Source organism: Streptomyces sp. 2P-4 (genome assembly GCF_030167965.1).
In the GTDB taxonomy this organism is placed as follows: Bacteria; Actinomycetota; Actinomycetes; order Streptomycetales; family Streptomycetaceae; genus Streptomyces; species Streptomyces globosus_A.
Genome location: NZ_CP095011.1, coordinates 5,037,071 through 5,061,805, shown reverse-complemented (window position 1 = coordinate 5,061,805; position 24,735 = coordinate 5,037,071). Strand labels below are relative to the sequence as shown.

The 24,735-nt window shown below is 74.4% G+C and carries 20 protein-coding genes; 14 read left to right on the top strand and 6 right to left on the bottom strand.

Annotated elements, in window-relative coordinates:
* The first annotated feature begins 33 nt into the window (after positions 1-33).
* From MUK52_RS22420 to MUK52_RS22410, 3 genes are all read left to right on the top strand, one after another.
* Complete coding sequence (locus MUK52_RS22420; protein ID WP_284579493.1) at positions 34-921, top strand: AraC family transcriptional regulator; 888 nt, start codon at positions 34-36, stop codon at positions 919-921.
* Positions 922-986: 65 nt separating this feature from the next.
* Complete coding sequence (locus tag MUK52_RS22415) at positions 987-1,532, top strand: AAA family ATPase (protein WP_284579491.1); 546 nt, start codon at positions 987-989, stop codon at positions 1,530-1,532.
* A 290-nt stretch (positions 1,533-1,822) separates the two neighbouring features.
* A complete protein-coding gene (locus MUK52_RS22410) occupies positions 1,823-2,341 on the top strand; it encodes a hypothetical protein (RefSeq protein ID WP_350206400.1) in 519 nt (172 codons plus the stop codon).
* A 367-nt stretch (positions 2,342-2,708) separates the two neighbouring features.
* Here MUK52_RS22410 and MUK52_RS22405 read toward each other — a convergent pair whose 3' ends face one another.
* Both MUK52_RS22405 and MUK52_RS22400 read right to left on the bottom strand, forming a co-directional pair.
* Positions 2,709-3,446, bottom strand: a complete 738-nt coding sequence (locus tag MUK52_RS22405; RefSeq protein WP_284579488.1) for an ASCH domain-containing protein — start codon at positions 3,444-3,446, stop codon at positions 2,709-2,711.
* Between the two features lie 59 nt (positions 3,447-3,505).
* A complete protein-coding gene (locus MUK52_RS22400; protein WP_284579485.1) occupies positions 3,506-6,493 on the bottom strand; it encodes a bifunctional [glutamine synthetase] adenylyltransferase/[glutamine synthetase]-adenylyl-L-tyrosine phosphorylase in 2,988 nt (995 codons plus the stop codon).
* A 1,024-nt stretch (positions 6,494-7,517) separates the two neighbouring features.
* Here MUK52_RS22400 and MUK52_RS22395 point away from each other — a divergent pair.
* Together MUK52_RS22395 and MUK52_RS22390 are read left to right on the top strand one after the other, a co-directional pair.
* Complete coding sequence (locus MUK52_RS22395; RefSeq protein ID WP_284579483.1) at positions 7,518-10,067, top strand: PIG-L family deacetylase; 2,550 nt, start codon at positions 7,518-7,520, stop codon at positions 10,065-10,067.
* An 89-nt stretch (positions 10,068-10,156) separates the two neighbouring features.
* Complete coding sequence (locus tag MUK52_RS22390; protein WP_284579481.1) at positions 10,157-10,882, top strand: DUF4241 domain-containing protein; 726 nt, start codon at positions 10,157-10,159, stop codon at positions 10,880-10,882.
* A gap of 68 nt (positions 10,883-10,950) precedes the next feature.
* Here MUK52_RS22390 and glnA2 read toward each other — a convergent pair whose 3' ends face one another.
* A complete protein-coding gene (gene glnA2 / locus MUK52_RS22385; RefSeq protein WP_114057339.1) occupies positions 10,951-12,312 on the bottom strand; it encodes a gamma-glutamylpolyamine synthetase GlnA2 in 1,362 nt (453 codons plus the stop codon).
* A 173-nt stretch (positions 12,313-12,485) separates the two neighbouring features.
* Between glnA2 and MUK52_RS22380 the strand changes: the two genes are divergently transcribed.
* The 4 genes from MUK52_RS22380 to MUK52_RS22365 all read left to right on the top strand — a co-directional run bounded on the left by MUK52_RS22380 (position 12,486) and on the right by MUK52_RS22365 (position 14,899).
* Complete coding sequence (locus tag MUK52_RS22380; RefSeq protein ID WP_284579477.1) at positions 12,486-12,899, top strand: hypothetical protein; 414 nt, start codon at positions 12,486-12,488, stop codon at positions 12,897-12,899.
* An 83-nt stretch (positions 12,900-12,982) separates the two neighbouring features.
* Positions 12,983-13,648 carry a thioredoxin-like domain-containing protein gene (locus MUK52_RS22375; RefSeq protein ID WP_114057341.1) on the top strand — a complete coding sequence of 222 codons (666 nt, stop codon included), beginning with the start codon at positions 12,983-12,985 and terminating at the stop codon, positions 13,646-13,648.
* On the top strand, positions 13,645-14,340 hold the full coding sequence (locus MUK52_RS22370; RefSeq protein WP_284579475.1) for a DUF305 domain-containing protein: 696 nt from the start codon (positions 13,645-13,647) through the stop codon (positions 14,338-14,340). The genes MUK52_RS22375 and MUK52_RS22370 overlap by 4 nt, the downstream gene beginning before the upstream one ends.
* Positions 14,341-14,479: 139 nt before the next feature.
* Positions 14,480-14,899, top strand: coding sequence for a CBS domain-containing protein (locus MUK52_RS22365; RefSeq protein WP_114057342.1), 420 nt, complete (start codon positions 14,480-14,482; stop codon positions 14,897-14,899).
* On the opposite strand, the gene MUK52_RS22360 is transcribed toward MUK52_RS22365, so the two are convergent.
* Positions 14,884-15,780 carry an alpha/beta fold hydrolase gene (locus MUK52_RS22360; protein WP_284579471.1) on the bottom strand — a complete coding sequence of 299 codons (897 nt, stop codon included), beginning with the start codon at positions 15,778-15,780 and terminating at the stop codon, positions 14,884-14,886. The two genes, MUK52_RS22365 and MUK52_RS22360, sit on opposite strands and share 16 nt — an antisense overlap.
* Positions 15,777-16,394 (bottom strand): DUF998 domain-containing protein, encoded by a 618-nt coding sequence (locus MUK52_RS22355; protein WP_502963632.1) that lies wholly within the window; start codon positions 16,392-16,394, stop codon positions 15,777-15,779. The genes MUK52_RS22360 and MUK52_RS22355 overlap by 4 nt, the downstream gene beginning before the upstream one ends.
* Positions 16,395-17,029: 635 nt before the next feature.
* On the opposite strand from MUK52_RS22355, the gene MUK52_RS22350 reads away from it, so the two are divergent.
* Both MUK52_RS22350 and MUK52_RS22345 read left to right on the top strand, forming a co-directional pair.
* Positions 17,030-18,484 carry a DUF4352 domain-containing protein gene (locus MUK52_RS22350; RefSeq protein ID WP_284579469.1) on the top strand — a complete coding sequence of 485 codons (1,455 nt, stop codon included), beginning with the start codon at positions 17,030-17,032 and terminating at the stop codon, positions 18,482-18,484.
* A 73-nt stretch (positions 18,485-18,557) separates the two neighbouring features.
* A complete protein-coding gene (locus tag MUK52_RS22345) occupies positions 18,558-20,312 on the top strand; it encodes an NAD+ synthase (protein ID WP_114057344.1) in 1,755 nt (584 codons plus the stop codon).
* A gap of 45 nt (positions 20,313-20,357) precedes the next feature.
* Here the strand turns inward: MUK52_RS22345 and MUK52_RS22340 are convergent, their stop codons facing one another.
* Positions 20,358-21,386 carry an endonuclease/exonuclease/phosphatase family protein gene (locus MUK52_RS22340; protein WP_114057345.1) on the bottom strand — a complete coding sequence of 343 codons (1,029 nt, stop codon included), beginning with the start codon at positions 21,384-21,386 and terminating at the stop codon, positions 20,358-20,360.
* 362 nt (positions 21,387-21,748) lie between these two features.
* On the opposite strand from MUK52_RS22340, the gene panB reads away from it, so the two are divergent.
* The 3 genes from panB (at position 21,749) to MUK52_RS22325 (ending at position 24,723) form a co-directional block, all read left to right on the top strand.
* Positions 21,749-22,609, top strand: coding sequence for a 3-methyl-2-oxobutanoate hydroxymethyltransferase (gene panB / locus MUK52_RS22335; RefSeq protein WP_114057346.1), 861 nt, complete (start codon positions 21,749-21,751; stop codon positions 22,607-22,609).
* Between the two features lie 195 nt (positions 22,610-22,804).
* Complete coding sequence (locus tag MUK52_RS22330; protein WP_114057347.1) at positions 22,805-23,872, top strand: ATP-binding cassette domain-containing protein; 1,068 nt, start codon at positions 22,805-22,807, stop codon at positions 23,870-23,872.
* Complete coding sequence (locus tag MUK52_RS22325) at positions 23,869-24,723, top strand: ABC transporter permease (protein ID WP_284579466.1); 855 nt, start codon at positions 23,869-23,871, stop codon at positions 24,721-24,723. Before MUK52_RS22330 ends, MUK52_RS22325 begins: the two co-directional genes overlap by 4 nt.
* Positions 24,724-24,735 lie beyond the last annotated feature (12 nt).

The following is a 24,735-nucleotide window of genomic DNA, read 5'->3' as shown; positions in this document are numbered from 1 at the left end:
TAGCGTGGCGGTGGAAAGGAAAGGAGGGCCGGGGTGCTGGAGCGGCTGAACCAGGCCATGGGGTACATCGAGGACCACCTCGACCGGGAGGTCGACGTGTCCGAACTGGCCCGGATCGCGGCGACGTCGGAGTACCACTTCCGGCGGCTGTTCTCGTCGCTGGCGGGGATGCCGCTGTCGGAGTACGTCCGGCGCAGGCGGCTCACCGTCGCAGCGGCCGACGTACTCGCCGGGACGCCGTCCCTGCTGGAGATCGCCGTCCGCTGGGGCTACGGCTCGGGCGAGGCGTTCGCCCGGGCGTTCCGCGCCGTGCACGGCGTCGGCCCCGGCGAGGCCCGGCGCGCCGGCGCGGCCCTGAACGCGCAGCCCCGGCTCTCCTTCCGCCTCACCGTCGAAGGGAGCAGCACCATGCGGTACCGCATCGTCGAGAAGGAAGCGTTCCGGATCGTGGGCAGGAAGGCCCGCGTCCCGCTGATCCACGAGGGGGCCAACCCGCACATCGCCGAGCACATCCGCAGCATTCCGCCGGAGACGGTGCAGCGGATCGCGGCGCTGTCCGACCAGGAGCCGCGGGGCGTGGTGTCGGCGACGGTCCGCGTGTCGGACGGCTTCGAGGAGGGCGCCGACCTGGACTACTACCACGCGGCGGCGACGTCGGCCGAGACGCCGCCCGAGGACCTGGACGTGCTGGAGTGCCCGGCGGGCACGTGGGCGGTCTTCGAGAACACCGGCCCGTTCCCGCAGGCGCTCCAGCAGATGTGGGCCGACGTGGCGGCCCACTGGATGCCGTCGAACCCGTACGAATACCGCCCCGGCCCGGAAATCCTCCGCGTCACAGCGCCGGACTCCGAGCCGCCCCAGGCGACGGCCCACCTGTGGGTCCCGGTGGCCCGTACCACCACCGCAGGCGGGCGCGGGTAGGGGCCCGGCGCGCCGATCCGCACACCGGTTCGCGCAGCCCGCCTGCCCGGTGGCAGGGTGCCGTCATGGACCAGGCAGAGGTATTGCTCATCGGAGGGCGCGCGGGCGTCGGCAAGACGACGGTCGGATGGGAGGTCTCAACACTCCTGCGTGCGGCGGCGGTTGCCCACTGTGTGATCGAAGGCGACTTCATGGGGCAGGCCCATCCGGCCCCGGAGGGCGACCCACGGCGCAGGAAGATCGCCGAGCGCAACCTGACGGCGCTCTGGTCGAACTACGCCGAGCTCGGCTACCGCCGTCTGATCTACACGCAGACGGTGAGCGTTCTGTCCGAGAACGAGGAGATGTTCCGGCGTGCCATGGGCGCGGACGTGAGGATGGTGCGGGTGGTGCTCACCGCTTCCGACGCCACCGCCCGTCAGCGCCTCACCGGCCGGGAAGTGGGCTCGGAGCTGGAGCAGGAGTTGGCGGGCAGCGCCCGCAAGGCACGGATCCTGGACGAGCAGGCACCCCCGGACACACTGCGGGTGGTGACCGACGGGCGTGCCGTGGTCGACATAGCGCGCGAGGTCGCGGACGCCACCGGATGGCTCGCGAACGCCCCGGGGTAGGTTTCCCGCCGTTCAAGGCGGGATCAGGCCCTGTCCGGGGCAACGGCCCGGGCCGGCGCGCACGGGGCGACCCGGATCCGTAAATCTGTCTGATTCTGTGCGTGTCGGAAGAGCAAAACAGGGCGCACACCAGCGCATCATGCAGCATCACGTTCGATTGCAAAGGACTGCGGGGGGACGCGGTTCGGATGGCTGCTGGAAGGCTTCGGGGTGGGGTTCGACGAGGAATGGGGCGCGCTGCGCGCCCAGGCCGCAACACAGCCCGCCGCAGCGGCTGTTGACGCGTACCGCTGGGCCGCACGACCCGCCTCGCCTACGACCAGGCCGGCCGCCTGACCACCCTGACCCGCCCGGACGGCCGCCGGTCGCGCGCCGAGTACAACGAACTCGGCCTTCCCGTCCTGGTGGAGAGCCCGGACGGCAGGGTCGTCCGCCAGACGTACGACGAACACGGCAACCGCACCTCGGTGACCGACCCGTCCGGCGCCACGACACACTTCGCGTACGACATCCGCGGCCACCTCTCCTCGGTGACGGACGCCCTGGGCAACACCACGACAGTGCGCTGCGACCCGGCAGGGCGGATCGTCTCGGCCACGGACCCGCTGGGCGGGACGACCGCCTACGCGCACGACGCGTTCGGCCGCCCGACCACGATCACCGACCCGCTGGGCCACACGGCCCACCTCACCTGGACTCGCCGGGCATCCGCACAAATCCCCTCATCCCTGGCTCGCGAAAACCTTGCAGAGATGGGGCTTTTCCCTGGGTGGCATGCAGGGATTCGGCGGAGACATCCCTTGGAGTGACGTGCGTACGGTACTCGAACCGCTGCTCAATCACCCGGACGACCACGGAAGGGACTTGACGGCGGAAGAGTGTGCAGCAATGTTGCCGCGCATTGAGGAAATCCTTCCGGACTGGCTTCCGGGTGCGAACTCAGACCCCGACATGCGATATCAGGAAAGACAGCTGCGCGACCTGATCTCTGTCCTCCAGGTGTGCGTCCGCAAGGGCGTAGGGATGTACTTCCTGTAAGGGTCAGAGCCGTGTCAGGTAGGACTCACGGCCACAGGGCCCGGGCAACGGGCCCGAAGGCGGCGGTCCGTCGGGAGGCCGGGCCTCCCGGCGGCCGCTACGACACGCAGTCGGCCCTGCGCGGCCAACCCGGGCGGGTCACGGCGCCAGGCGGAAGTGGACGACCGAGACGTCGTCGGTCGGCTTGATGTCCGGGTAGTGGAACCGCAGCCTGTCCTGCAGCTCGGCGAGGTCCCGGAAGCCGTCGGCGACGGCGTCCGCCTCGGTCAGCTCGGCGACGCTCTTGGACGTGATCTGCGTGACCGCGCCCGGCACCACCACGTCCTCGTCCAGCTCGAACACCATGTTCACCGGGCCCGGCTCCACCGGGTCGCGGAAACGCACCGTGGACGTCTTCCGCCCGGCGCGTACGGCATCGAGGTACGTGCGGTGGAAGTACAGGATCTGCGTCGCAGCCGGGTCCGGCGCCCCGTCGGGCGCTGCGGACTGCTCCTCCCAGACGTACGCGTGGGGCAGCAGGTCGGTGATCGCGACACTGCGGATTCCGTCCGCCACCGGCACGAGGACGCGGATGCCCGGGTGGTGGTCCAGCAGGATCTGCCGGTCCCGGCCGCACGGCGCGAGCACCCCGCGGCCCCTGTCGCCGACGGCGACGATCGCCGCCAGGTCGCGTGCTCCCTCGGCCCGCGCGTGCCCGAGCGCCACCAGCTCCGCGCAGGGTCCGCCCGTGAAGTGGTAGAGGTTGATGCCGCCGAACATCCGGCCCTGCGCGTCTCGCACGGCTGCCCCGACGGTGTGCGCCTCGCCGTCGCCGTTCGCCTCGACAATGCGCCGGGCGAACTCGACCAGTTCCAGGTCTTCTTGCGGTAAGTGCATCGTGTTGTCCATCCGGCAGACACTAGGACACTGCTCATACGGGTCTCGGAGCCAGGTCGCTAGCCGCCGTAGAACAGGTCGTCGACGACGGCGCGGGCGCGGCGGGTGGTGCGGCGGTAGTCGTCCAGCATTTCGCCGACCGTGCCCTCCGCGTAGCCGAGGTAGCGGCCGACGGCGGCCAGTTCGCGGGTCTGCGTCGGGAACGTGTCGCCGGCGCGGCCGCGGACCAGCATGACCGCGTTGCGGACGCGGGAGGCCAGGACCCACGCCTCGTCCAGGATCTGCGCCTCCTCCGTCCCGATGAGGCCGGCCGCGTGGGCCGCGGCCAGTGCCTCGCGGGTGCGGGTGGTGCGCAGGCCCGGTTCGGCCCACGCGTGCCGCATCTGGAGCAGCTGCACGGTCCACTCGACGTCGCTGAGGCCGCCGCGGCCCAGCTTCGTGTGGAGGGTGGGGTCGGCGCCGCGCGGCAGGCGTTCGGACTCCATGCGGGCCTTCAGGCGGCGGATCTCGCGGACCGCGTCGTCGCCGAGTCCCTCGGCGGGGTAGCGCAGCGGGTCGATCAGGTCGATGAAGCGGCGGCCGAGGTCCGGGTCGCCTGCGACCGGCACGGCCCGGAGGAGGGCCTGGCTCTCCCAGGTGAGGGACCAGCGGCGGTAGTAGGCGGCGTACGAGGCGAGGGTGCGGACCAGCGGCCCGGAGCGGCCCTCGGGGCGCAGGTCGGCGTCGATGAGGAGCGGCGGGTCGGCGGTGGGGAGTTGCAGGAGCCTGCGCATCTCGGCGACGACGGCCTGGGCGGCCTTCGCTGCGTCCTGCTCGTCGACGCCTTCGCGGGGCTCGTGGACGAACAGGACGTCGGCGTCGGAGCCGTAGCCGAGCTCGTGCCCGCCGAAGCGGCCGACGCCGATGACGGCGAACCGGGTCGGGAGGGTGTCGCCCCACTGGTCGCGGACGGCGGCGCGCAGGGCCCCGCCGATGGTGGCGGCGGTGAGGTCGGTGACGGCCCGGCCGACGCGGTCGACGAGGGCGCCGAGGTCGGTCTCGGCGGGGCTGTCCTCCGTACCGTACGAGCCGATGATGTCGGCGGCGGCGGTGCGGAACAGCTCCCGCCGCCGCACCCCGCGGGCGGAGGTGACGGCGGCTTCGGCGCTGTCGGCGCGGCCGACCGCGGCGAGGACCTCCTGCTCCAGGGCGTCGGCGGCGCGCGGCTGGAGGCCCTCGGGGTCGCCGAGGAGGGCGACGGCCTCGGGGGCCCGCATCAGCAGGTCGGGGGCGAGGCGGCCGGCGGACAGGACGCGGGCCAGGTTCTCGGCGGCGGCGCCCTCGTCGCGCAGGAGGCGCAGGTACCAGGGGGTCTTGCCGAGGGCGTCGGAGACCTTCCGGAAGTTCAGCAGGCCCGCGTCGGGGTCGGCGGAGTCGGCGAACCAGCCCAGCATGACCGGCAGGAGGGTCCGCTGGATGGCGGCCTTGCGGGTGACGCCGGAGGCGAGGGCCTCCAGGTGGCGCAGGGCGGCGGCCGGGTCCGCGTATCCGAGGGCCTCCAGGCGCTGGCCGGCGGCGCGCGGGGAGAGCCTGGTCTCGCCCGGGGCGAGCTGGGCGACGGCGTCGAGGAGCGGCCGGTAGAACAGCTTCTCGTGCAGGCGGCGGACCACGGAGGCGTGGCGGCGCCAGGCCCGGTTGAGCTCGGCGACGGGCTCGGTGCGCAGCCCGAGGGAGCGTCCGAGGCGGCGCAGGTCGGCCTCGCCCTCGGGGACGAGGTGGGTGCGGCGCAGCCGGTACAGCTGGATGCGGTGCTCCATGGCGCGCAGGAAGCGGTAGGCGTCGCCGAGCTGGGCGGCGTCCGTACGCCCGACGTAGCCGCCGGCGGCGAGGGCGTGCAGGGCGTCGAGGGTGGTGCGGGAGTGCAGGGTGGCGTCGCTGCGGCCGTGGACGAGCTGGAGCAGCTGCACCGCGAACTCGACGTCGCGGAGCCCGCCGGGGCCGAGCTTCAGCTCGCGGTCGACGTGGGCGGCGGGGATGTTGTCGACGACGCGGCGGCGCATGTGCTGCACGTCGGCGACGAAGTTCTCCCGCTCGGCGGCCTGCCACACGAGCGGCGTTATGGCCTCGACGTACTGGGCGCCGAGGTCGGGGTCGCCGGCGACGGCGCGGGCCTTGAGGAGCGCCTGGAACTCCCATGTCTTGGCCCAGCGCTGGTAGTAGGCGAGGTGGGAGGAGAGGGTGCGGACGAGGGGGCCGTTGCGGCCCTCGGGGCGCAGGTTGGCGTCGACGGGCCAGATGGTGCCCTCGACGGTGGTCTCGGAGCAGATCCGCATCAGGTGGGAGGCGAGGCGGGTCGCGGCGCGGAGGGCGGCGGACTCGTCGGCGCCGTTCGCGGCGTCGCCGACGAAGATGACGTCGACGTCGGAGACGTAGTTCAGCTCGTTGCCGCCGCACTTGCCCATCGCGATGACGGCGAGGCAGCACTGCGCGGCGTCCTCCGGGGCGGCGGCGGTCGCGATGCGCAGGGCGGCGCGGAGGGTGGCGGTGGCGAGGTCGGCGAGCTCGGCGGCGGTCTCGGCGACGTCGATGGTGCCGCAGACGTCGCGGGCGGCGATCGACAGCAGGCAGCGGCGGTAGGCGACGCGCAGCCGTACGGGGTCGTGGGCGTCGGCGAGGCACTGCTCGAAGTCGGCGAGGCCGGGGTGCAGGTCGGCGGGCTCGTACGTTTCGAGGGCGTGCCAGTCGGCGGAGTGGCGGGCCAGGTGGTCGGCGAGGGCCTCGGACGCGCCGAGGACGCCGAGGAGGCGGTCGCGCAGCGGCTTGGAGCGCAGGAGGGTGTCGAGGAGGACGCGGCGGCCGGACTCGCCCTCGGCCTCGGCGAGGCGGACCAGGCCGCGCAGGGCCAGGTCGGGGTCGGCGGTCGCGCCGAGTGCGTCGAGGAGCACCGGGTCGTTGCGTACGGCGGCCAGCGCGTCGGAGTCGAGCAGCGCGGCCGCGGCCGACGGGTCGGTGAAGCCGCTGCGGAGCAGCCTCATGAAGGTACTGCTCCTGCGTCCGGGGACCGTCATCCCGCTGCCTCCCGCGCACGTTCACGCCGCTGTGCCGACTGACCTCGTATGCCTTGGAGGGGAGCCTAGCCGGAGCAGGCGTTCGACTCACGGGCCCACCCGGCGCGTATCATGAGGCGGAATTGTCGGGTTATCCGAGGAATGCCGCAGGCCAGACCGTCGGAAACCCCGCCGAATCCCCTGCGCAGGAACCGCCGCCGGGCCACCCGCCCCGGCGCCGTGCCCGCCTGCGCGCACCGACGCCCGCCCGCCGATCCGCTGACGCCCGCCCCCGCCCCGCGGGACTTCCGCGCGCCGAACGGACCCGCCCAAGAGGACCCCCATGCCCGACCACCACCCCGGCCCGGGCCGCCGCCCTGCGGGCGGCGCGGCGTCCGCCGGAGCGGGGGCCTGGGCGGCGGAGGAGGCGGCCGAGGTCGGGACCCGGACCGGCACCCGGGTGACCGATGCCACAGCGCCCGGGGCAGACGCGGCGGATGCGGCCGGGTCCGGCACGGTGGAGGCGGCCGGACGGCACACGCCACCACCCCCCGGTCAGCCGGTCCCGGCCCCGGCACCGCGCCAGAGCCCGCGCCCGCACCCGGACCCGAGCCCGGACGGCAGCCGAACCCTGCCCCCGCACGCCGGATCGCAGCCGGGGCAGCCCGCATCCGTGCACCCCGGCCCGTACGCGCACGCGGGCCCGCGCCCCGCGGGCAGCCGGCCCCAGCCCCTGCGAGCAGAATCACACCCGCAACCCCAGCCCCAGCCCCAGCCCCAGCCCCAGCCCCCAACATCCCCGCACCCGCACGCCGCCCCGGCCCCGGGCCACCCGCGCCCGCACCCGATCCCGGGCCCGCGCCCCGAGGGCGGCCGCGGCCTGCCCCCGCAGGCCGCGCCGCAGCGCGGGCCGGAGGCGCAGCCCCCGACGGCCCCGTGCCCGCACGCCGATCCGTACGGCGCCCCGGGCCCCGAGGGTGCCCGCCCGCACCCGGATGCGGGCGGGGCCCGGGACCGGCTGCTGCCCGGTCAGGCGCCGGCACGGGTGCCCGGGCAGGCGCCGGGCCGGGAGGCCGCCGGGCTGCCGGGCGGGGTCGCGCCCGCGGTCGGCCGGCCCGACGCCCAATCCCTCGGTACCGCCCCGAGCGGACCCGGCCACCAGCAGGACATATCCAGCACAACAGACATACCGAGCCAGTGGGTTCCGTCACCCGAGCACGGCTACGGCGCCCCCGACGACGCGTTCGGGAGCGGCGCCGCCGCCCACACCGGCGACGCGACAGCAGACGGCGAAGGCGCCGCCCCCGCAGAGGCGGGCGGCCGGCCCGGCATCCCCGTACAGCGGGACGGCCGCGCCGTCCACGGCCCGCGGCGGCCCGCCACCCCGGCGGCGGCGGCCACCACCGCACCCGGCGCCTCGACCGCGGCGACCCCAGACGCCCACGCCCACGAGCAGGCCGAAGCCCACGCCCAGGCCGCCACCACGCGCCGCGTCGCGCGCCGCGTCGTCAAGGCCGTCGGGTTCTGCGCGGCCGTCACCGCCGGCACGATGCTCCTGCTCCGCGGGAACGAAGCCCTCACCGGCCTCGCCACCGCCCCCGCAGCCCCCTCGGCAGCCAAGGCCCCGGCCGTACCCGCCGCCGCCCCCGACCCCGGACGCGTCGTCCAGATCGTCGCCCACCCCGACGACGACCTGTACTTCATGAACCCGGAGCTGCGGCACTCCCTGTCCGCCGGCACCGGCCACAGCATCACGTCCGTCTACCTCACCTCCGGCGAGGCCGACGGCGTCAACGCCGGTGCCGCCGGGCGCGCTTCCGCCCGCCCCGACAAGCGCGCGTACGCCGAGGCCCGCCAGAACGGCATCCGCGCCGCCTACGCCAAGATGGCCACCGGCGACCGCACCAGCGCCTGGAGGCGCACGTCCGTCCCCACCCGCGGCGGCGGCCGCGCCGAGGTCGACGTCCTCGTCGCCCGGCCCGAGGTCCACCTCGTCTGGCTGCAGCTCCGCGAGGCCGGCACCGTCCACGCCGAGGCCCCCGACAGCCTGCGCGGCCTCTGGGACGGCAAGGCCCCCCGCCTGGAGTCCGTGCTCGCCTCCGGCAGCCCCGTCACCGAGCCGTACGCCTACTCGCGCGACGACCTCGTCCGCACCCTCGCCGGCATCCTCGACCGCTACCGGCCGACGACCGTCCGCATCCAGGACCCCACCCCCGGCCGGACCCCCGCCACCGGGCGGTTCACCGACCACCAGGACCACTTCTACGGCGCCCGCTTCGCCCAGGCGGCCCTCGCCGCGTACGCGGCCGAGGTCAAGGGCCGGCCGCACTTCGCCGTGCAGAACTACCTCGGCTACTCCAACGGCTCCCTGCCCGGCACCCTCGACCCGCAGACATCCGCGGACAAGCTGGACATCATGGACGTCTATGCCTGGGTCGACCGCGAGAACCACTGCGGCAGCAGCGCCGGCTGCGGCGACCTCAAGGTCGCGGACCACCCCGCCGGCAACAACTGGACCTCCACCATCAACCACGCCCGCGGCTCCGGCACCTCCTGGCTGGCCTCCGACCGGCAGCACGGCCTGTGGGCGTTCCAGGTACTCGACGGGCAGGTCGCGCTCTGGCACCGGGCCGGCCCGATCGGCCCGTGGAGCGGGCCGCACCTGCTGCCGGGCACCGGCATGGACCCGGGCGTGTCCACGGTCACCCTCCCGGACGGGCGGATCTCGGCCTTCGCAACGCGCACGACGCTCGGCGAGCAGCCGTCGGACTACCGGCGCGAGGTCGTGTACGCCGTACAGCGCGCCCCCGGTGCACGGGAGTTCGGCGCATGGCAGTCGCTGGGCACCCCGGAGGCGTCCGATGCGGACCGCACCTCCGACATCAGCGCGCCCGCGGTGTCCGCGGACGGCACGGGCCGCCTGGCGGCGTACGTACGCGACGGCGGCCACACCCTGCGCGGGCGGGAGCAGCGGGCGGACGGCACCTGGGGCCCCTGGGAGGCCCACGGCGGCGCCGGCCTGCTCGGCACCCCGGTGGCGGCCGCCGATGCGGCGGGCCGGCGCATGGTCTTCGCGGCGACCGCGGCCTCGGTGACGGCCTGGGCCCAGCCGGCCCCCGGCGCACCCCTGGGCCCGGCGACCCCGACGGGCCTCCCCCAGACGGCCCTCCCGCTGACGGCGGACGCCCGCGAGGGCGGAGTCCGCCTGTGGCTGCGCAAGCCGGGCTCGGGCGACGTCCGCACCGCCCTCGCGACGACCACCCCCGACGGCACACCGGCGGTACGGGGCCTCACCGACCTGGGCGGCCTCCAGGGCTTCGGCGCGGTCGCCGCAGGCGGCCACGTCCTGGCGGCCCGCTCGGCCGGCGGCCACCTCGGCGCGGAACTCGGCGAGGGCCGCCCCTGGGAACGCTCCCCCCTGCTCTTCGTGGGCGACCCCTCGGCGGCGGTCACGGGCAACGGCACCACGGTCAACCTGGCGGTGATGGGCCTGGACGCCCGCCTGTACGCGACGTCCTCCCCGGACACCCCGAAGGCGTACCTGACCCCCTGGCAGCCGATAGGCCCGAGCAACACGGGACAGGCGCAGCCGTAGCTCCCGCGCCCCGGCGGCGGGTGCCGTTGTCAGCGGGCCCGCGTACTTTTCGGTTGGCCGCCCAGGCGGGCGGCGAGAAGGGGTGGGGCATGGAATGGGTTGCAGACCCGCGGCTGGCGGCGGGGCCCGAGGCCGCCTGGTTCCTGGAGGCGGTGTTCGCACCCGGTACGCAGATGGGGACGGTGTACGACGATCCGACGACGCCCGTCGTCGTGACACGGATCGAGGAAGTGGCCTCCCTGCGGGTTCCCAGCGGCCGGCTGGTCGTCGATGCGCCCTGGGACGACGACGACATGTGGGCGTACGAACAGGGGCAGCCGACGCGACCCCCGCGCGAGCTGGCGGTGCGCATTCCTCCGGGCAGCTACCGCATGGAGATCGCCTGGACTGCGGGCCCGTACGAGTTCATGGGCGAGCAGTGCGACGGCGTCGACGTCGCCGCGACCCGCCTGTGCATCAGCGACGAGCCCGTGGCCGGGTGGGAAATGGCCCTCGGCGTCGGCGAGGACGTCGATGAGCTGAAGCCGGGGGACATGATCGGCTTCTGTGCCGATGCCAATGTCGGCTGCTTCGCAGACGCGGGTGCGTGGACGACTCTGTGCAAGCCGTTCCGCACGTTCGTGAACGGCCACTGGGGCTTGCACGACACCGAAGAACTCCCCGGCTGGTGCAACCGGGTGCGCGACGAGTCGCAGCAGGCCGACCTGGTCACGTTCGGGGTCGAAATCCGCGGCGTCGTCTGGCTGGGCCGCACCAGGACCGGCGACGTGGCCTCCATCGTGGTCGCCAGCGGCGTGATCGACTCCGAGGCCTGAACGGCCGAGGGCCGACGCTGCGCAGACGTCGGCCCTCGGTGCCGGGCGGGGCGCCCGCCGCGTTCGGGCTACAGCACCGGCAGGTTCTTGCGGAGCTCGAAGGCCGTGACCTCCGAGCGGTACTCCTCCCACTCCTGCTTCTTGTTGCGCAGGAAGAAGTCGAAGACGTGCTCGCCCAGGGTTTCGGCGACCAGTTCACTGCGTTCCATCAGGGAGATCGCCTCGCCCAGGTTCTGCGGGAGCGGCTCGATGCCCATCGCGCGGCGCTCCGAGTCCGACAGGGCCCAGACGTCGTCGTCGGCGCCGGCCGGGAGTTCGTAGCCCTCCTCGATGCCCTTCAGGCCCGCCGCCAGCAGGACCGCGTACGTCAGGTACGGGTTGGCGCCCGAGTCGATGGAGCGGACCTCGATGCGCGAGGAGCCCATCTTGCCCGGCTTGTACATCGGGACGCGGATCAGCGCCGAGCGGTTGTTGTGCCCCCAGCAGATGTACGAGGGGGCCTCGCCGCCGGAGCCGGCCGTGCGGGTGGAGCCGCCCCAGATGCGCTTGTACGAGTTCACCCACTGGTTCGTGACCGCCGAGGTCTCCGCCGCGTGCCGGAGCAGGCCCGCGATGAAGGAGCGGCCGACCTTCGAGAGCTGGTACTCGGCGCCGGACTCGTAGAAGGCGTTGCGGTCGCCCTCGAAGAGCGACAGGTGGGTGTGCATGCCGGAGCCGGGGTACTCGGAGAACGGCTTCGGCATGAAGGTGGCCTGCACGCCCTGCTCCAGCGCGACCTGCTTCATGACCAGGCGGAACGTCATGATGTTGTCGGCGGTGGACAGGGCGTCGGCATAGCGCAGGTCGATCTCCTGCTGGCCGGGGGCGCCCTCGTGGTGGCTGAACTCGACGGAGATGCCCATCGATTCGAGCATGGTGATCGCCTGCCGGCGGAAGTCCATGCCGACGTTCTGCGGGGTGTGGTCGAAGTAGCCGGAGTTGTCCGCGGGCACGGGACGGGAGCCGTCCAGCGGCTTGTCCTTCAGCAGGAAGAACTCGATCTCCGGGTGCGTGTAGAAGGTGAAGCCCAGGTCGGAGGTCTTGGCGAGGATCCGCTTGAGGACGAAGCGGGGGTCCGCGAAGGACGGCGACCCGTCCGGCATGAGGATGTCGCAGAACATCCGGGCCGTCCCGGGGGCCTCCGCGCGCCAGGGCAGTATCTGGAACGTGCCCGGGTCCGGCTTGGCGATCATGTCGGATTCGTAGACCCGCGCGAAGCCCTCGATGGCCGAGCCGTCGAAGCCGATGCCCTCGTCGAAGGCCTGCTCCAGCTCGGCCGGCGCCACCGCGACGGACTTGAGGAAGCCCAGCACGTCGGTGAACCACAGGCGCACGAAGCGGATGTCGCGCTCCTCGAGCGTCCGGAGGACGAATTCCTGCTGCTTGTCCATGCCTTCATCCTCGCAGTTCAGACGGCCTGTGCACCACCGCCGTCAGGGGTGGGCGCGGGGGCGGGCGGACCCAGTATCGCCAGCCGCGGTTTCCGCCACATTACGCACCATCGAAACCTCGTGGCACCCCTGCACTGACCGCCGGGGTGTCCTGGCCACTACCATCTGCCGCCATGGGGGGCCGGGAGGACATACGGAGGGGGCGCGGCGCGGGCCGCCCGCCCCGGCGTGCCGTGTTCGCGGTGGCCCTGTCGGTGCTGCTCGGGGCGTTGCTGCTGTGCGTGCGCCCCGGCGAGCCGCCGCACGCCCCGCCGGTCTCCGCCGCCGCCCCGGCGACCCCTGCCGCCGCCGGCGCCGCGCTCCCCGGACCCCCGCACGCCGTGTGCGCGGATCCGGGGCACCGGCCCGGCTGCTCCCCGTTCTCGCAGGTCACCCCCGGTGTCCTGCCCGCCCCGCCGCCCGCGCTCCCCGTCACCCCGGGGGCCGCGGATCCGGCCTGGCACGCCGCCGCAGGGCGCGGGGCCCGCCCGTACGACGCCCCGGCCCGGGCACCCGACCTCCACGCCCTCCAAGTGCTGCGGACCTGACGGACCCCGGCGCGCCGCGGCCGACGGACGCCCCGCGCCCCGCCGGACCCACCCCCACCCCGCTCACGAAGGAATCAGGTCACATGGCTGGCACCAACCCGACCCCCAACCCCTCCCGCCAGGCGCGCATAGCCGAGATGCGCCGCGCCGAACGCGCCCGCGAGCGCCGCAACAAGATCCTCGCGATCTCGGTGTCGACGGCGCTCGTCGCGGGCCTCGTCGGCTTCGGCGCCTGGGTGCTGCTGCAGCAGAAGGCCGAGGAGAAGGCGGCGGCCCGCGAGGCCGAGACCGCCCGCACCACCCCCGTGGCAGCCGAGCAGTCCTGGGACGCGAAGTCGCTGGGCCGCAACCACGTCGAGACGCCCGTCTCGTACCCGATGAACCCGCCGGTCGGCGGGGACCACCACCCGCGCTGGATGAACTGCAACGGCGACGTCTACAAGGAGCCCGTGCCGCGCGAGAACGCCGTGCACTCCCTGGAGCACGGCGCGGTGTGGGTGACGTACAACGACAAGGCGTCCGCGGCGGACGTCGCCGAGCTCTCCCGCACGGTGGAGAAGACCCCGTACTCGCTGATGAGCCCGGTCGCCGACCAGTCCGGGGCCATCATGCTGAGCGCATGGGGCAAGCAGGTCACCGTCGACAGCGCCTCCGACCCGCGCGTGAAGCAGTTCTTCACCAAGTACGTGCAGGGCCCGCAGACGCCCGAGCCGGGCGCGGCCTGCACGATGGGGGTGGCCGGCAAGTGAGGCGTACGTACCGGGCGGCCGGCTCCGCGGTGCTGCTCGCCCTGCTCTTCGCGGTGGCGGCCACGGTCGCCGCCGCGAGCGGCGGGCGCACCGCCGGAGCCGCCGCCCGTACACCCGCCCTGTACTCGCCGGACGCGGGCTTCGCCCGGGACATGGCGGTGCACCACCAGCAGGCGGTGGAGATGTCGTTCCTGGTCCGGGACCGCACGCAGGACGAGGCGGTGCGCAGCCTCGCCTACGACATCGCCAACACGCAGGCGAACCAGCGCGGCATGCTGCTGGGCTGGCTGGACCTGTGGGGGCTGCCGAAGGTGCTGGCGGGCGAGCCGCCGATGTCCTGGATGGCCCCCGCCTCCGCATCCGCCCCCGCATCCGCCGGCGGCAGCGGCGCTCACGGCGGCCACGCCGTGGACGGCGTCCCGGCCAAGCCGGGCGCGCTGATGCCCGGCATGGCCACCAAGGAGGAGATCGCCGCGCTGGGCGCCGCGCAGGGGCGGGACGCGGAGGTGCTGTTCCTCCAGCTGATGACCGACCACCACAAGGGCGGTGTGGCGATGGCCCGCGGCTGCGCCGTGCAGTGCGCGACGCCGGCCGAGCGGGCGCTGGCGCAGGGCATGGTCGAGGCCCAGCAGTCCGAGCTGACGCTGATGGCGGACATGCTCCGGGCCCGCGGGGCTGCGCCGCGCGGGTGACGGGGCGCGCCCGTACGGTGGGTGGGAGGGCGCCACGTGCGGCCCTCCGACCCACCGGCCGGCCCCGCCGGGGCTCCGTGGCGGGCGCGCGGCGCGCCCGCGCCGGCCGTCGCAACGGCATGCTCAGGAGGTTGACGCCATGACCACCGCGGCAGACATCATGCACCCCGGGGCCCAGTGGATCCCGGCGACGGAGACCCTGGACCGGGCCGCCGAGCTCATGCGCCGGCTGAACGTGGGCGCGCTGCCCGTCAGCGACGCGGACGAGCGGCTGTGCGGCATCGTCACCGACCGCGACATCGTCGTGAAGTGCGTGGCGATCGGCCACGACCCGGCCCAGGTGACCTGCGGCGACCTGTGCGAGGGCACGCCCCGCTGGATCGCGGCGGACGCGGACGTCTCCGCCGTCCTGGACGAGATGGAGTCCCACCAGATCAAGCGCCTGCCGGTCATCGAGAACAAGCGCCTCGTCGGCATGATCAGCGAGGCGGACCTGGCGCAGCACCTGCCGGACGAGCAGCTCGCGGGCTTCGTCGAGAAGGTCTACGCCCGCCGCTGACCGGCGGGGGCGCCGAGGACGGCCCGGGCCACCTGCTCCGGCCGGTCCAGCATGACCAGGTGGCCCGCGGGCTCGGCGGCCTCGAAGCGGGCGCCGAGTTCGGCGGCGAGCGCCTGCTGCCGGGCGAGCCAGCGGGCCGCGGCCCGGCTCCCGGAGCCGTCGTCGCCGGCGAGGACCGTCGTCGGGGCGGCCAGCGGGTGCCGGGCGCGCAGCGCGAGGACCTCGGCGGCCATGTCCGGGTAGCGGGAGTTCTCCAGCAGCGCCCCCCGCCAGACCCGGCCGGTGCGGTAGCAGCGGCGTACGAGGTCCCGGGGCGCGGGGTCGGCGCCGCCGGTCCGGGAGAGGCGTACGGCGGCCCGGCGGGCGGCGGGGCCGAGCGCGGCTGGCAGCCCGGCGGCGGTGAGGGCGCGGCCCGCGGCGCGGGCGGCACCGGTGCGCAGGGCGGAGGGCAGGAGGGTGCGGGGGTGTTCCTCGACGCTGCCGTCGAGGAGGACCAGGGCGGCGGTGCGCCGCGGGTACAGGCGGGCGAAGGCCTCGGCGTGGAAGGCGGCGAGGGAGTGCCCGGCGACGGTGGCGGGGGTGCCGGCCAGGCCGAGGGCGTCCAGCAGCCCGGCGATGCGGCGGGCTTCGCCGGCGGCGGTGGGCGGGGCGGTCGCGGGGCCGCTCAGCCCGTGGCCGGGGCGGTCGAAGCGGATGGCGGTGCGGCCTGCGGCGGCGAGCAGCGCGGCGACCGGATCCCAGTCGAACCAGGCCATGGCGAGCCCGGCGCTCAGCACGACGGGCGGCCCGGTGCCGTCGACGACGACGTGCAGTGCGGTGCCGTCGACGCGGACGAAGCGGTGCTCGCGCGTCCCGTACGTCTCGTGCGCCTCGGACGTCACGTACGCCGCTCCTTGTGCACCGACCAGGCCAGCAGGCCGAGCCACAGCGCGACGAGGAGGACCTGGAGGCGCTGCCCGGCGCCGAGGGCCCAGGTGCCGCGGCCGGCGGTGAACATCGCTATGGCGGCCAGCGTCCAGACGGTGGCGATCAGCTCCAGGACGACGAGGGCGGGGCCGTGGGCGGCGAGGGGGGCGAGGATGCCGTAGCGGCGGGCGGCGACGGTGAGGGCGATGATGCCGACGAGGGCGCCGGTCATGGCGAGGCTGCTGCTGACGGCGTGGGCCTGGTGCGTGGCGGGGACGAGCCCGGCGGTCTCGCGGGCGGCGCACACCGGGTCGGCGGTGGGCGTGCAGCTCAGCGGCAGCCAGGCGTCGGCGGCGGTCGCCGCGCCGAAGAGGGTGACACCGGCCCAGCCCGTGACGGACCAGAAGCGGCGGGACTCGGGGTGGCTGCGCAGCCGGAGGAGGGCGAGCAGGCCGCCGGTGCAGGCGAGGACGCCCGCGGTGAAGTCGGTGGCGCGGAAGAGGCCGCCGAGCGGCTGGTCCTGGGCGGCGAGCTCGCTGACGTACGTCTCGATGGGGTTGAGGCCGGTGGAGAGCACCACCTCCAGCACCCAGGCCGTGTACGCGGCCGCGCCGAGGCCGACGAGGAGGGCGACGAGCCAGGTGCGGCCCGACCGGGCCGACCCGGCCGCGGGGCTCCCGGGCGTCGCGGGGGTGGCCGGCGCCGCGGCGGGCTCCAGCGGCCGCGCAGGGCCGGAGCGGCCCGTCTGGCCTGCCTGGCCTGCCTGATGCGCGTGCCCTGTGCGTGCCGTGTGCCGTGTGTGGCCCGCGCGCCACGTGTGGGTCGTGCGCTCCGCGCGCCGGTCATGGTTCGTACGCTTTTCAGCCCGTATCGCCATGTCTACATCATCCTCAAGACTGCGGTCCCCGTAATCTGCGCGGATGCCGGCCCGGGTACGGGCGCGCCGGGATCCGCTCCCCGCCGCACTCCCCCGGCCACCCGTCGGCGCCGCTGCGGCGGCAGCCGCCGCGCCGGTCGTGCGCGTCGCCGCCGTGCAGGCGCCGTGTCCCTCCGGGGGTGGCTCCACGGCCTGGAAGACGTGCGGCGGGGCGAATGCGTTGCCTGCGTTCCGAGTGCGGCGGGCCACACCGCCCCGCCCCGCGGGGAACTCGTTTGGCGGGCATCCCGCCCCATGGCAGTCTTTCGGATCATCAGACCGCATGACGCGAGGACAACCCCCACTCCATGAGCACGCCTCCGAACCCGCCCGGCACCCCCTCGGAGCCGGAGCACGAGGGCACATCCGTTCACCGGCCGGAGGCGGAGCCCACGCCTGCACCCGCCGCGAAGCCGTCGCTCCGGAAGGCTCCGGAGCCCGGCGAAGAGGGCCCGGAGGCCCCGGAGGCCCCCGCCGCCCCGACGGCACCCGCAGCGCCGTCCCTCCGCAAGGACGCCGCCCCGGCTCCGGAGCCGCAGTCGGCGGCCCCGGCCGAGGCGCCCGCAGCCGAGGCGGCGGCCCCTGCCGCGCCGTCCCTGCGGAAGGAGCCCGCCCCCGGCGAGGCGCCCGCACCCGCCGAGGCGCCCGCGCCCGCGCCGGAGGCAGCGGCGCCGGGCGAGCCGTCTCCGGCGGCGCAGCCGCCCGCCACCCCCGCGGCGGCCGTCCCGGCCCAGACGCCCCAGCCCGCGACCCCGGCCCCGGCCCCGGCCCAGGCCCCGGCCCCGGCCCCGGAGGCCTACGCCGCCCCGGGCTACGCCGCCCCGTCCTTCGCCGCTCACGGCTACGCCGCCCCCGGCACCCCCGGCGGTGCGCACCTCCCGCCCGGCCCGCCCGGCGCCCCCGTCCCGCCCGGCAACCCGTGGGCGTACCACGGTGCCGGCGGCACCGGGCCCTGGGGTGCGCCCGTCCAGGAGGGCAACGGCCTCGCCGTGGCCTCCCTCGTCCTCGGCGCCTGCGCGATCTTCTTCGGCCCGGTCCCGCTCCTCTTCTGGGGCGGCGGCATCCTCGGCCTGATCGCCGTCGGCACGGGCCTCGGCGGCATCAAGCGCGCCTCGGCCGGGGCCGGCCGCAAGGCCATGGCCGTCGCCGGCACGGCCCTCGGCCTCCTCGGCCTCCTCTGCTCGGTCGGCGGCTACTTCCTGACCGAGCGGCTCGTCGACAGCGCCCGCCACGGCATCGAGCGGGAGATCGACTCCTGGCCGGAGCCGGACGCGGACGGCCTGGAGATCGACCCGGAGGAGTTCGGGTCCGACGACCCGTGGCCGGCGCGCCCCGGACGGCCGACCCCGGCGCCGTCCCGCAGCGACGTGCCCGGCATGACCTCCCCGCTGCCGTTCGGCGAGACGTTCGCCTACCCGGACGGGATCAAGGTGAGCCTGTCGCAGCCGAAGCCGTACAAGACGAAGAACCGCTACTCCGACGTCGGCAACGCGGTCCAGATGACGCTGACCATCACCAACGGGTCGGCCGAGAACCACAACGTCATCTACGCCGTCCCGAACGTCCGCGACGACAAGGGCATGACCGCCAAGCTCGTCTTCGACGGCGATGTCCCGAAGCTGATCAGGGGCGACATCCTGCCGGGCCAGTCGGCCAGCGGCGTGGTCGTCTTCGAGGTCCCCGAGGGCACCACCAGCCTGAGCGCCGACATCTCCCCCGGCACGCTCATGCAGAGCGTGAAGTTCAGCGGGAAGATCGGCTGACGGCAGCCGCCGCGAACCGCCCGGGCACGGGGCCGCCGCCCCATAGCGTCAGAAAGACGATTACACTGGCCCCGTGCCCCAACTTCGCCTCGCTCTCCTCCAGATCGACTCGCACGTGGGCGACATCGCCGCCAACGCCGACTCGGTCGTGCACTGGTCCCGGCACTCCGCCGAGCAGGGCGCCCACCTCGCGGCGTTCCCCGAGATGATGCTGACCGGCTACCCCGTGGAGGACCTCGCACTGCGCGGCTCCTTCGTGGAGGCCTCCCGCTCCGCCCTGGCCGCACTGGCCGTCCGGCTGGCCGACGAGGGCCTCGGCGAGCTGCCGGTCGTCGTCGGCTACCTCGACCGCAGCGAGCGGGCCACCCCCCGCCTGGGCCTGCCCGCGGGCTCCCCGGAGAACGCGGCCGCCGTCCTCCACCGCGGGGAGGTGGTACTCCGCTTCGCCAAGCACCACCTCCCGAACTACGGCGTCTTCGACGAGTTCCGCTACTTCGTGCCCGGCGGCACCCAGCCGGTGATCCGGGTCCGCGGCGTCGACGTCGCCCTCGCGATCTGCGAGGACCTCTGGCAGGAGGGCGGCCGCGTCCCCGCCACCCGCTCCGCCGGGGCCGGGCTGCTGATCTCGGTCAACGCCTCCCCGTACGAGCGGAACAAGGACGACGTCCGCCTCGAACTGGTCCGCAAGCGGGCCCAGGAGGCCGGCTGCACCCTCGCCTACCTCGCGATGATCGGCGGCCAGGACGACCTCGTCTTCGACGGCGACTCGATCGTGGTCGGCGCGGACGGAGAGGTCCTCGCCCGCGCCCCGCAGTTCTCCGAGGGCTGCGTCCTGGTCGACCTCGACCTGCCGGCGGCCCGGCCGGACGCCCCCGAGGGCGTCGTCGACGACGGGCTGCGCATCGACCGCGTCGTCCTCTCCGAGGAGCCCGTCGAGCCGTACGAGCCGGTCGCGGCCGGCGGCGGCGGCGAGCGGCTCGACGACGACGAGGAGGTGTACGACGCGCTGGTCGTGGGCCTGCGCGCATACGTCCGGAAGAACGGCTTCCGATCGGTCCTGATCGGGCTGTCCGGCGGCATCGACTCCGCTCTCGTCGCCGCCATCGCCTGCGACGCCGTCGGCGCGCAGAACGTGTACGGCGTCTCCATGCCGTCGAAGTACTCCTCGGAGCACTCCCGGACGGACGCCGCCGAGCTGGCCCGGCGCACCGGCCTCAACTTCCGGACCGTCTCCATCGAGCCGATGTTCGACGCCTACATGGGGTCCGTCGGCCTGACCGGCCTCGCCGAGGAGAACCTCCAGTCCCGGCTGCGCGGCACCCTGCTGATGGCGCTCTCCAACCAGGAGGGCCACATCGTCCTCGCCCCGGGCAACAAGTCGGAGCTGGCCGTCGGCTACTCCACCCTGTACGGCGACTCCGTCGGCGCGTACGGCCCGATCAAGGACGTCTACAAGTCGGACGTGTTCCGCCTCGCCCGGTACCGCAACCGGGCCGCCGAGGAGCGCGGGGAGACCCCGCCGATCCCGGAGAACTCCATCGCCAAACCGCCGAGCGCCGAGCTGCGGCCCGGCCAGGTGGACACCGACTCGCTGCCGGACTACCCGGTGCTGGACGCGATCCTCGCCCTGTACGTGGACCGCGACCAGGGGCTGGAGGCGATCGTCGCCGCAGGCTTCGACCGCGGGCTGGTGGCGAGGACGCTGCGGATGGTGGACGCGGCGGAGTACAAGCGGCGCCAGTACCCGCCCGGTACGAAGATCTCCGCGAAGGGCTTCGGCAAGGACCGCCGCCTGCCCGTCACCAACGGCTGGCGCGAGCAGGCCTGACGCCCGCGGGCGGGCCGCCGCCCGGCCCCCCGCCCGCCCGGCGCGCTACGTGCCGACCGTCACCCGGGCGGCCACCGGAAGGTGGTCGCTCGCGGTGCGCGGCAGCGTCCAGGAGGCCTCCGGCTTCATCCCGCGGACCATGATCTGGTCGATCCGCGCCATCGGGAACGCCGCCGGCCAGCTGAACCCGAAGCCCTCGCCGGCGGCGCCCTGCGTGGAGCGCATCTGCGAGGTGACCTCGCGCAGCGAGCGGTCGTTCATGGTGCCGTTGAGGTCGCCGAGCAGGACGACCTTGCCCAGCGGCTCGGCGGCGAGCGCCGCGCCGAGCGCGCCGGCGCTGTTGTCGCGCTGGTTCGCCGTGAAGCCGGCGTTCAGCTTCACCCGGACGGACGGCAGGTGCGCCACGTAGACGGCGATCCGGCCGCGCGGGCTCTCCACGGTGGTGCGCATGGCCCGCGTCCAGCCCATCCGGATGTCGACCGGCCCGCTGGCCGTCAGCGGGTACCTGCTCCACACGCCGACCGTGCCCTCCACCGCGTGGTACTTGTACGTGCCCGCCAGGGCCTTCTCGTACGAGGGGACGGCGCTGCCCTTGAGCTCGGTCAGGGCCAGCACGTCGGCCCCGGAGCGGGCCACCGACTCGGCGGTGGCCCGCGGGTCGGGGTTGGCCGCGTCGACGTTGTGGGTGGCGACGACGAGGTCGCCGCCGGAGCCGGACTTGCCGAAGACCAGGCCGCCGAAGAGGTTCAGCCACACCACCGCCGGCAGCAGGCAGGCGATCAGCGCCGTCGCCGAGCGGCGGAATGCGGCGCACGCAGCGAGGACGGGGACGAGCAGCCCCAGCCAGGGCAGGAACGTCTCGGTGAGGCTGCCCAGGTTGCCGACGTCGTTCGGCAGCTGAGCATGGAAGATCATGACCAGGGCGAGCACGACCGCCAGGACGGCGGTGGCGATCCCGCGCCGCCAGATCCCTCTGTCGCGGCGCAGTTCGGCCAGGCGGCGCCGGAGGCCGGATCCGGAGGGCTCGCGCTCCGAGCCGCCGTTCCCGGTCTCCGCCATGTACGCCTGTGCCATGCCACTGCCCTCGCTGCCCTGCTCGCGCTCCGTTCCCGCACCATGACCCTAGGCGATGGACGGAGCCTTCCGTGCCGGTGTTCCGGCCGTACGTCCGGGAGGACGAACGGCCGTGCGGCGCGGGTTCCTGTTGTCACGAAACGCGCACATTCGCTCGGACGCGTGCCATTCGCTCATCCGAACGGACGCAGCGGAGCACCTGCGGGGGCCTCGGGGCGGCCTCGGGGCCGACTCGCCCCGGCGGGGAGTGTGACGCACCGGTCGCTCCCCCACTTTCGCGGCGGCCCGGCCAGGTGCCACCATGGTGGGTGAGTCCGGGGACGCCGTCAGGGCGCCTCGAGATGACACAAGGAGCAGTTGCCATGACGCATGCCGTTTCGCCTGCCCGCGAAGCAGCCTCCCCCACCCTGTACGGGGGCACCGGCACCCGCCGGATCACCGTCCGCGACCTCACGCTCGCCAAGGAGCGCGGCGAGAAGTGGCCGATGCTCACCGCGTACGACGCGATGACCGCCTCCGTGTTCGACGAGGCCGGCATCCCGGTCATCCTCGTCGGCGACTCCATGGGCAACTGCCACCTCGGCTACGAGAACACCGTCCCCGTCACGATGGACGAGATGACCCTGCTGTCCGCAGCCGTCGTGCGCGGCACCAGCCGGGCCCTCGTCGTCGGCGACCTGCCGTTCGGCTCGTACCAGGAGGGCGCGGTGCAGGCGCTGCGCAGCGCCACCCGGCTCGTGAAGGAGGCGGGCGTCGGCGCGGTGAAGCTGGAGGGCGGCGAGCGCTCGCTGCACCAGACGGAGCTGATCGTGCAGTCCGGCATCCCGGTCATGTCCCACCTGGGCCTGACCCCGCAGTCCGTCAACGCGATGGGCTACCGGGTGCAGGGCCGCGGCGACGAGGCCGCGCACCAGCTGCTCCGCGACGCCAAGGCCGCGCAGGACGCGGGCGCGTTCGCGGTGGTGCTGGAGCTGGTGCCCGCCGAGCTGGCCGCCGAGGTCACCCGCTCGCTGCAGATCCCGACGGTCGGCATCGGCGCGGGCGCGGACTGCGACGCGCAGGTGCTGGTCTGGACGGACATGATGGGCCTGACCGGCGGGAAGATGCCGAAGTTCGTCAAGCAGTACGCCGACCTGCGCGCCACGATGACGGGCGCGGCGAAGGCGTTCGCCGAGGACGTCGTCGGCGGGGCGTTCCCGCAGGAGCAGCACAGCTTCCACTGATCAGCGGATTCCCGCCGTCCGGCGCGGATCCGCTGATCCCGCCGGCCGGCGCCGGACCACCGGGCCGGCAGGCCGCCGACCGCCCCGCGCGGCCGGCGGGCTGCCGGCCCGCCGGCGTCCTGCCGTCGTCGCCGCTGCCGCGGTCTGTCGGTGGTCTGTCGGTGGTCTGTCGGTGGCGGCTGGTCCCCTGGGGCCATGACGCGAACCGACAACAACCCCCAGTACGGCCCGAACGCCGTCGAGGTCCGGGGACTGGTCAAGCACTTCGGTGAGACCAAGGCCCTGGACGGAGTCGACCTGGACGTCCGCGAGGGCACCGTCCTCGGTGTCCTCGGCCCCAACGGCGCGGGCAAGACCACCCTGGTCCGCTGCCTGTCCACGCTGCTCGTCCCGGACGCCGGCACCGCCCGCGTCGCCGGGTACGACGTCGTCCGCCAGCCGCGGCAGCTGCGCCGCACCATCGGCCTGACCGGCCAGTACGCCTCGGTCGACGAGAAGCTCTCCGGCTGGGAGAACCTGTACATGATCGGCCGGCTGCTGGACCTGTCCCGCAAGGACTCCCGCGCCCGCGCCGACGAGCTGCTGGAGCGGTTCTCCCTCACGGAGGCCGCGCGCAAGCCCGCCATGACGTACTCGGGCGGCATGCGCCGCCGCCTCGACCTGGCCGCCTCCATGATCGGCCGGCCGGCCGTGCTGTACCTGGACGAGCCCACCACCGGCCTCGACCCGCGCACCCGCAACGAGGTGTGGGACGAGGTGCAGCGGATGGTAGCCGAGGGCGCCACCGTCCTGCTCACCACCCAGTACATGGAGGAGGCCGAGCACCTCGCGCACGAGCTGACCGTCATCGACCGCGGGCAGGTCGTCGCGGGCGGCAGGATCGACGAGCTGAAGGCGCGTGTCGGCGGCCGCACCCTGCGGATCCGGCCCGCCTCGGCCTCCGACCTGCCGGGCATGGCGCGCGCCCTCGCCGAGGCCGGCCTGGACGGCATCGCCGGGGCGCAGGCCGTGCCGGACGAGGGCGTCCTGCTCGTCCCGATCCTCAGCGACGAGCAGCTGACGGCGGTGGTCGGCCTGCTGGCCGCCCGCGGCCATGCGATCGCCGACCTCGGCACCTACCTGCCGAGCCTGGACGAGGTGTTCCTCGCCATCACCGGCCACCGGACCGCCGACGCGCAGGACGCGCCGCCGGCCGAGGGGCAGCAGACCGGCCGCGCGGGCCGGACCGACCGGACCGACAAGAACACGGAGGTCGCGGCATGAGCACCGCCACCACGAGCAAGCCCGCCGCCGCCGCGGCCGCCGCACCGGCCGGGACGGGCCCGCTGCCCGGGGAGGGCCGCATCGGCCTGCGGGCCAACCTGCGGCACATCTCCGCCCTGGCCCGCCGCAACGTCATGCAGCTCAAGGCCGACCCCCAGTCGATGTTCGACGTCGTGTTCATGCCGATCGTGTTCACGCTGCTGTTCGTGTTCGTCTTCGGCGGCGCGATCTCCGGCAGGGGCAACCAGGACGCGTACGTCAACTACGTCGTCCCCGGCCTGATGGCCATGATGGGCCTGAACGTCGCCATGGGCGTCGGCATCGGGGTGAACGACGACTTCAAGAAGGGCGTCATGGACCGCTTCCGGTCCATGCCGATCGCCCGGTCGTCCGTCCTCCTCGCGAAGATCGTCGTCGAGCTGGGGCGGACGCTGATCGCCATCACCATCCTGCTCGGGGTCGGCTTCCTGCTGGGCCTTTCCATCAAGACGTCGTTCACCGACCTGCTGCTGGCCATCGGGCTGTCCGCCGTCTTCGGCGCCTCCCTGATGTGGATCTTCATCCTGCTGGGCCTGACCCTGCAGAACGCCCAGGCCGTGCAGGGCGTGGCGATGATGGTCCTGATGCCCCTCCAGTTCGGCAGCTCGATCTTCGCCCCGCCGTCGACGATGCCGGGCTGGCTGCAGTCCTTCACGGACTACAACCCGCTGTCCCAGCTCGCCGACGCGGCCCGCGCGCTGATCAACGGCGGCCCCGTCGCCCACGCCGTGTGGGTGACCCTGGCCTGGTCGCTGGCCATCACGGCCGTCACCATGCCGCTCGCGGTGCGCAAGTTCCGCCAGAAGACCTGATCCGGCCGGCCG

Coding starts and splice junctions, on each gene's coding strand:
- MUK52_RS22415 (WP_284579491.1), top strand. CDS start 987: ATGGACCAGGCAGAGGTATTGCTCATCGGAGGGCGCGCGGGCGTCGGC.
- MUK52_RS22405 (WP_284579488.1), bottom strand. CDS start 3,446: ATGCACTTACCGCAAGAAGACCTGGAACTGGTCGAGTTCGCCCGGCGC.
- MUK52_RS22400 (WP_284579485.1), bottom strand. CDS start 6,493: ATGACGGTCCCCGGACGCAGGAGCAGTACCTTCATGAGGCTGCTCCGC.
- MUK52_RS22390 (WP_284579481.1), top strand. CDS start 10,157: ATGGAATGGGTTGCAGACCCGCGGCTGGCGGCGGGGCCCGAGGCCGCC.
- glnA2 (WP_114057339.1), bottom strand. CDS start 12,312: ATGGACAAGCAGCAGGAATTCGTCCTCCGGACGCTCGAGGAGCGCGAC.
- MUK52_RS22380 (WP_284579477.1), top strand. CDS start 12,486: ATGGGGGGCCGGGAGGACATACGGAGGGGGCGCGGCGCGGGCCGCCCG.
- MUK52_RS22375 (WP_114057341.1), top strand. CDS start 12,983: ATGGCTGGCACCAACCCGACCCCCAACCCCTCCCGCCAGGCGCGCATA.
- MUK52_RS22365 (WP_114057342.1), top strand. CDS start 14,480: ATGACCACCGCGGCAGACATCATGCACCCCGGGGCCCAGTGGATCCCG.
- MUK52_RS22350 (WP_284579469.1), top strand. CDS start 17,030: ATGAGCACGCCTCCGAACCCGCCCGGCACCCCCTCGGAGCCGGAGCAC.
- MUK52_RS22340 (WP_114057345.1), bottom strand. CDS start 21,386: ATGGCACAGGCGTACATGGCGGAGACCGGGAACGGCGGCTCGGAGCGC.
- panB (WP_114057346.1), top strand. CDS start 21,749: ATGACGCATGCCGTTTCGCCTGCCCGCGAAGCAGCCTCCCCCACCCTG.
- MUK52_RS22330 (WP_114057347.1), top strand. CDS start 22,805: ATGACGCGAACCGACAACAACCCCCAGTACGGCCCGAACGCCGTCGAG.
- MUK52_RS22325 (WP_284579466.1), top strand. CDS start 23,869: ATGAGCACCGCCACCACGAGCAAGCCCGCCGCCGCCGCGGCCGCCGCA.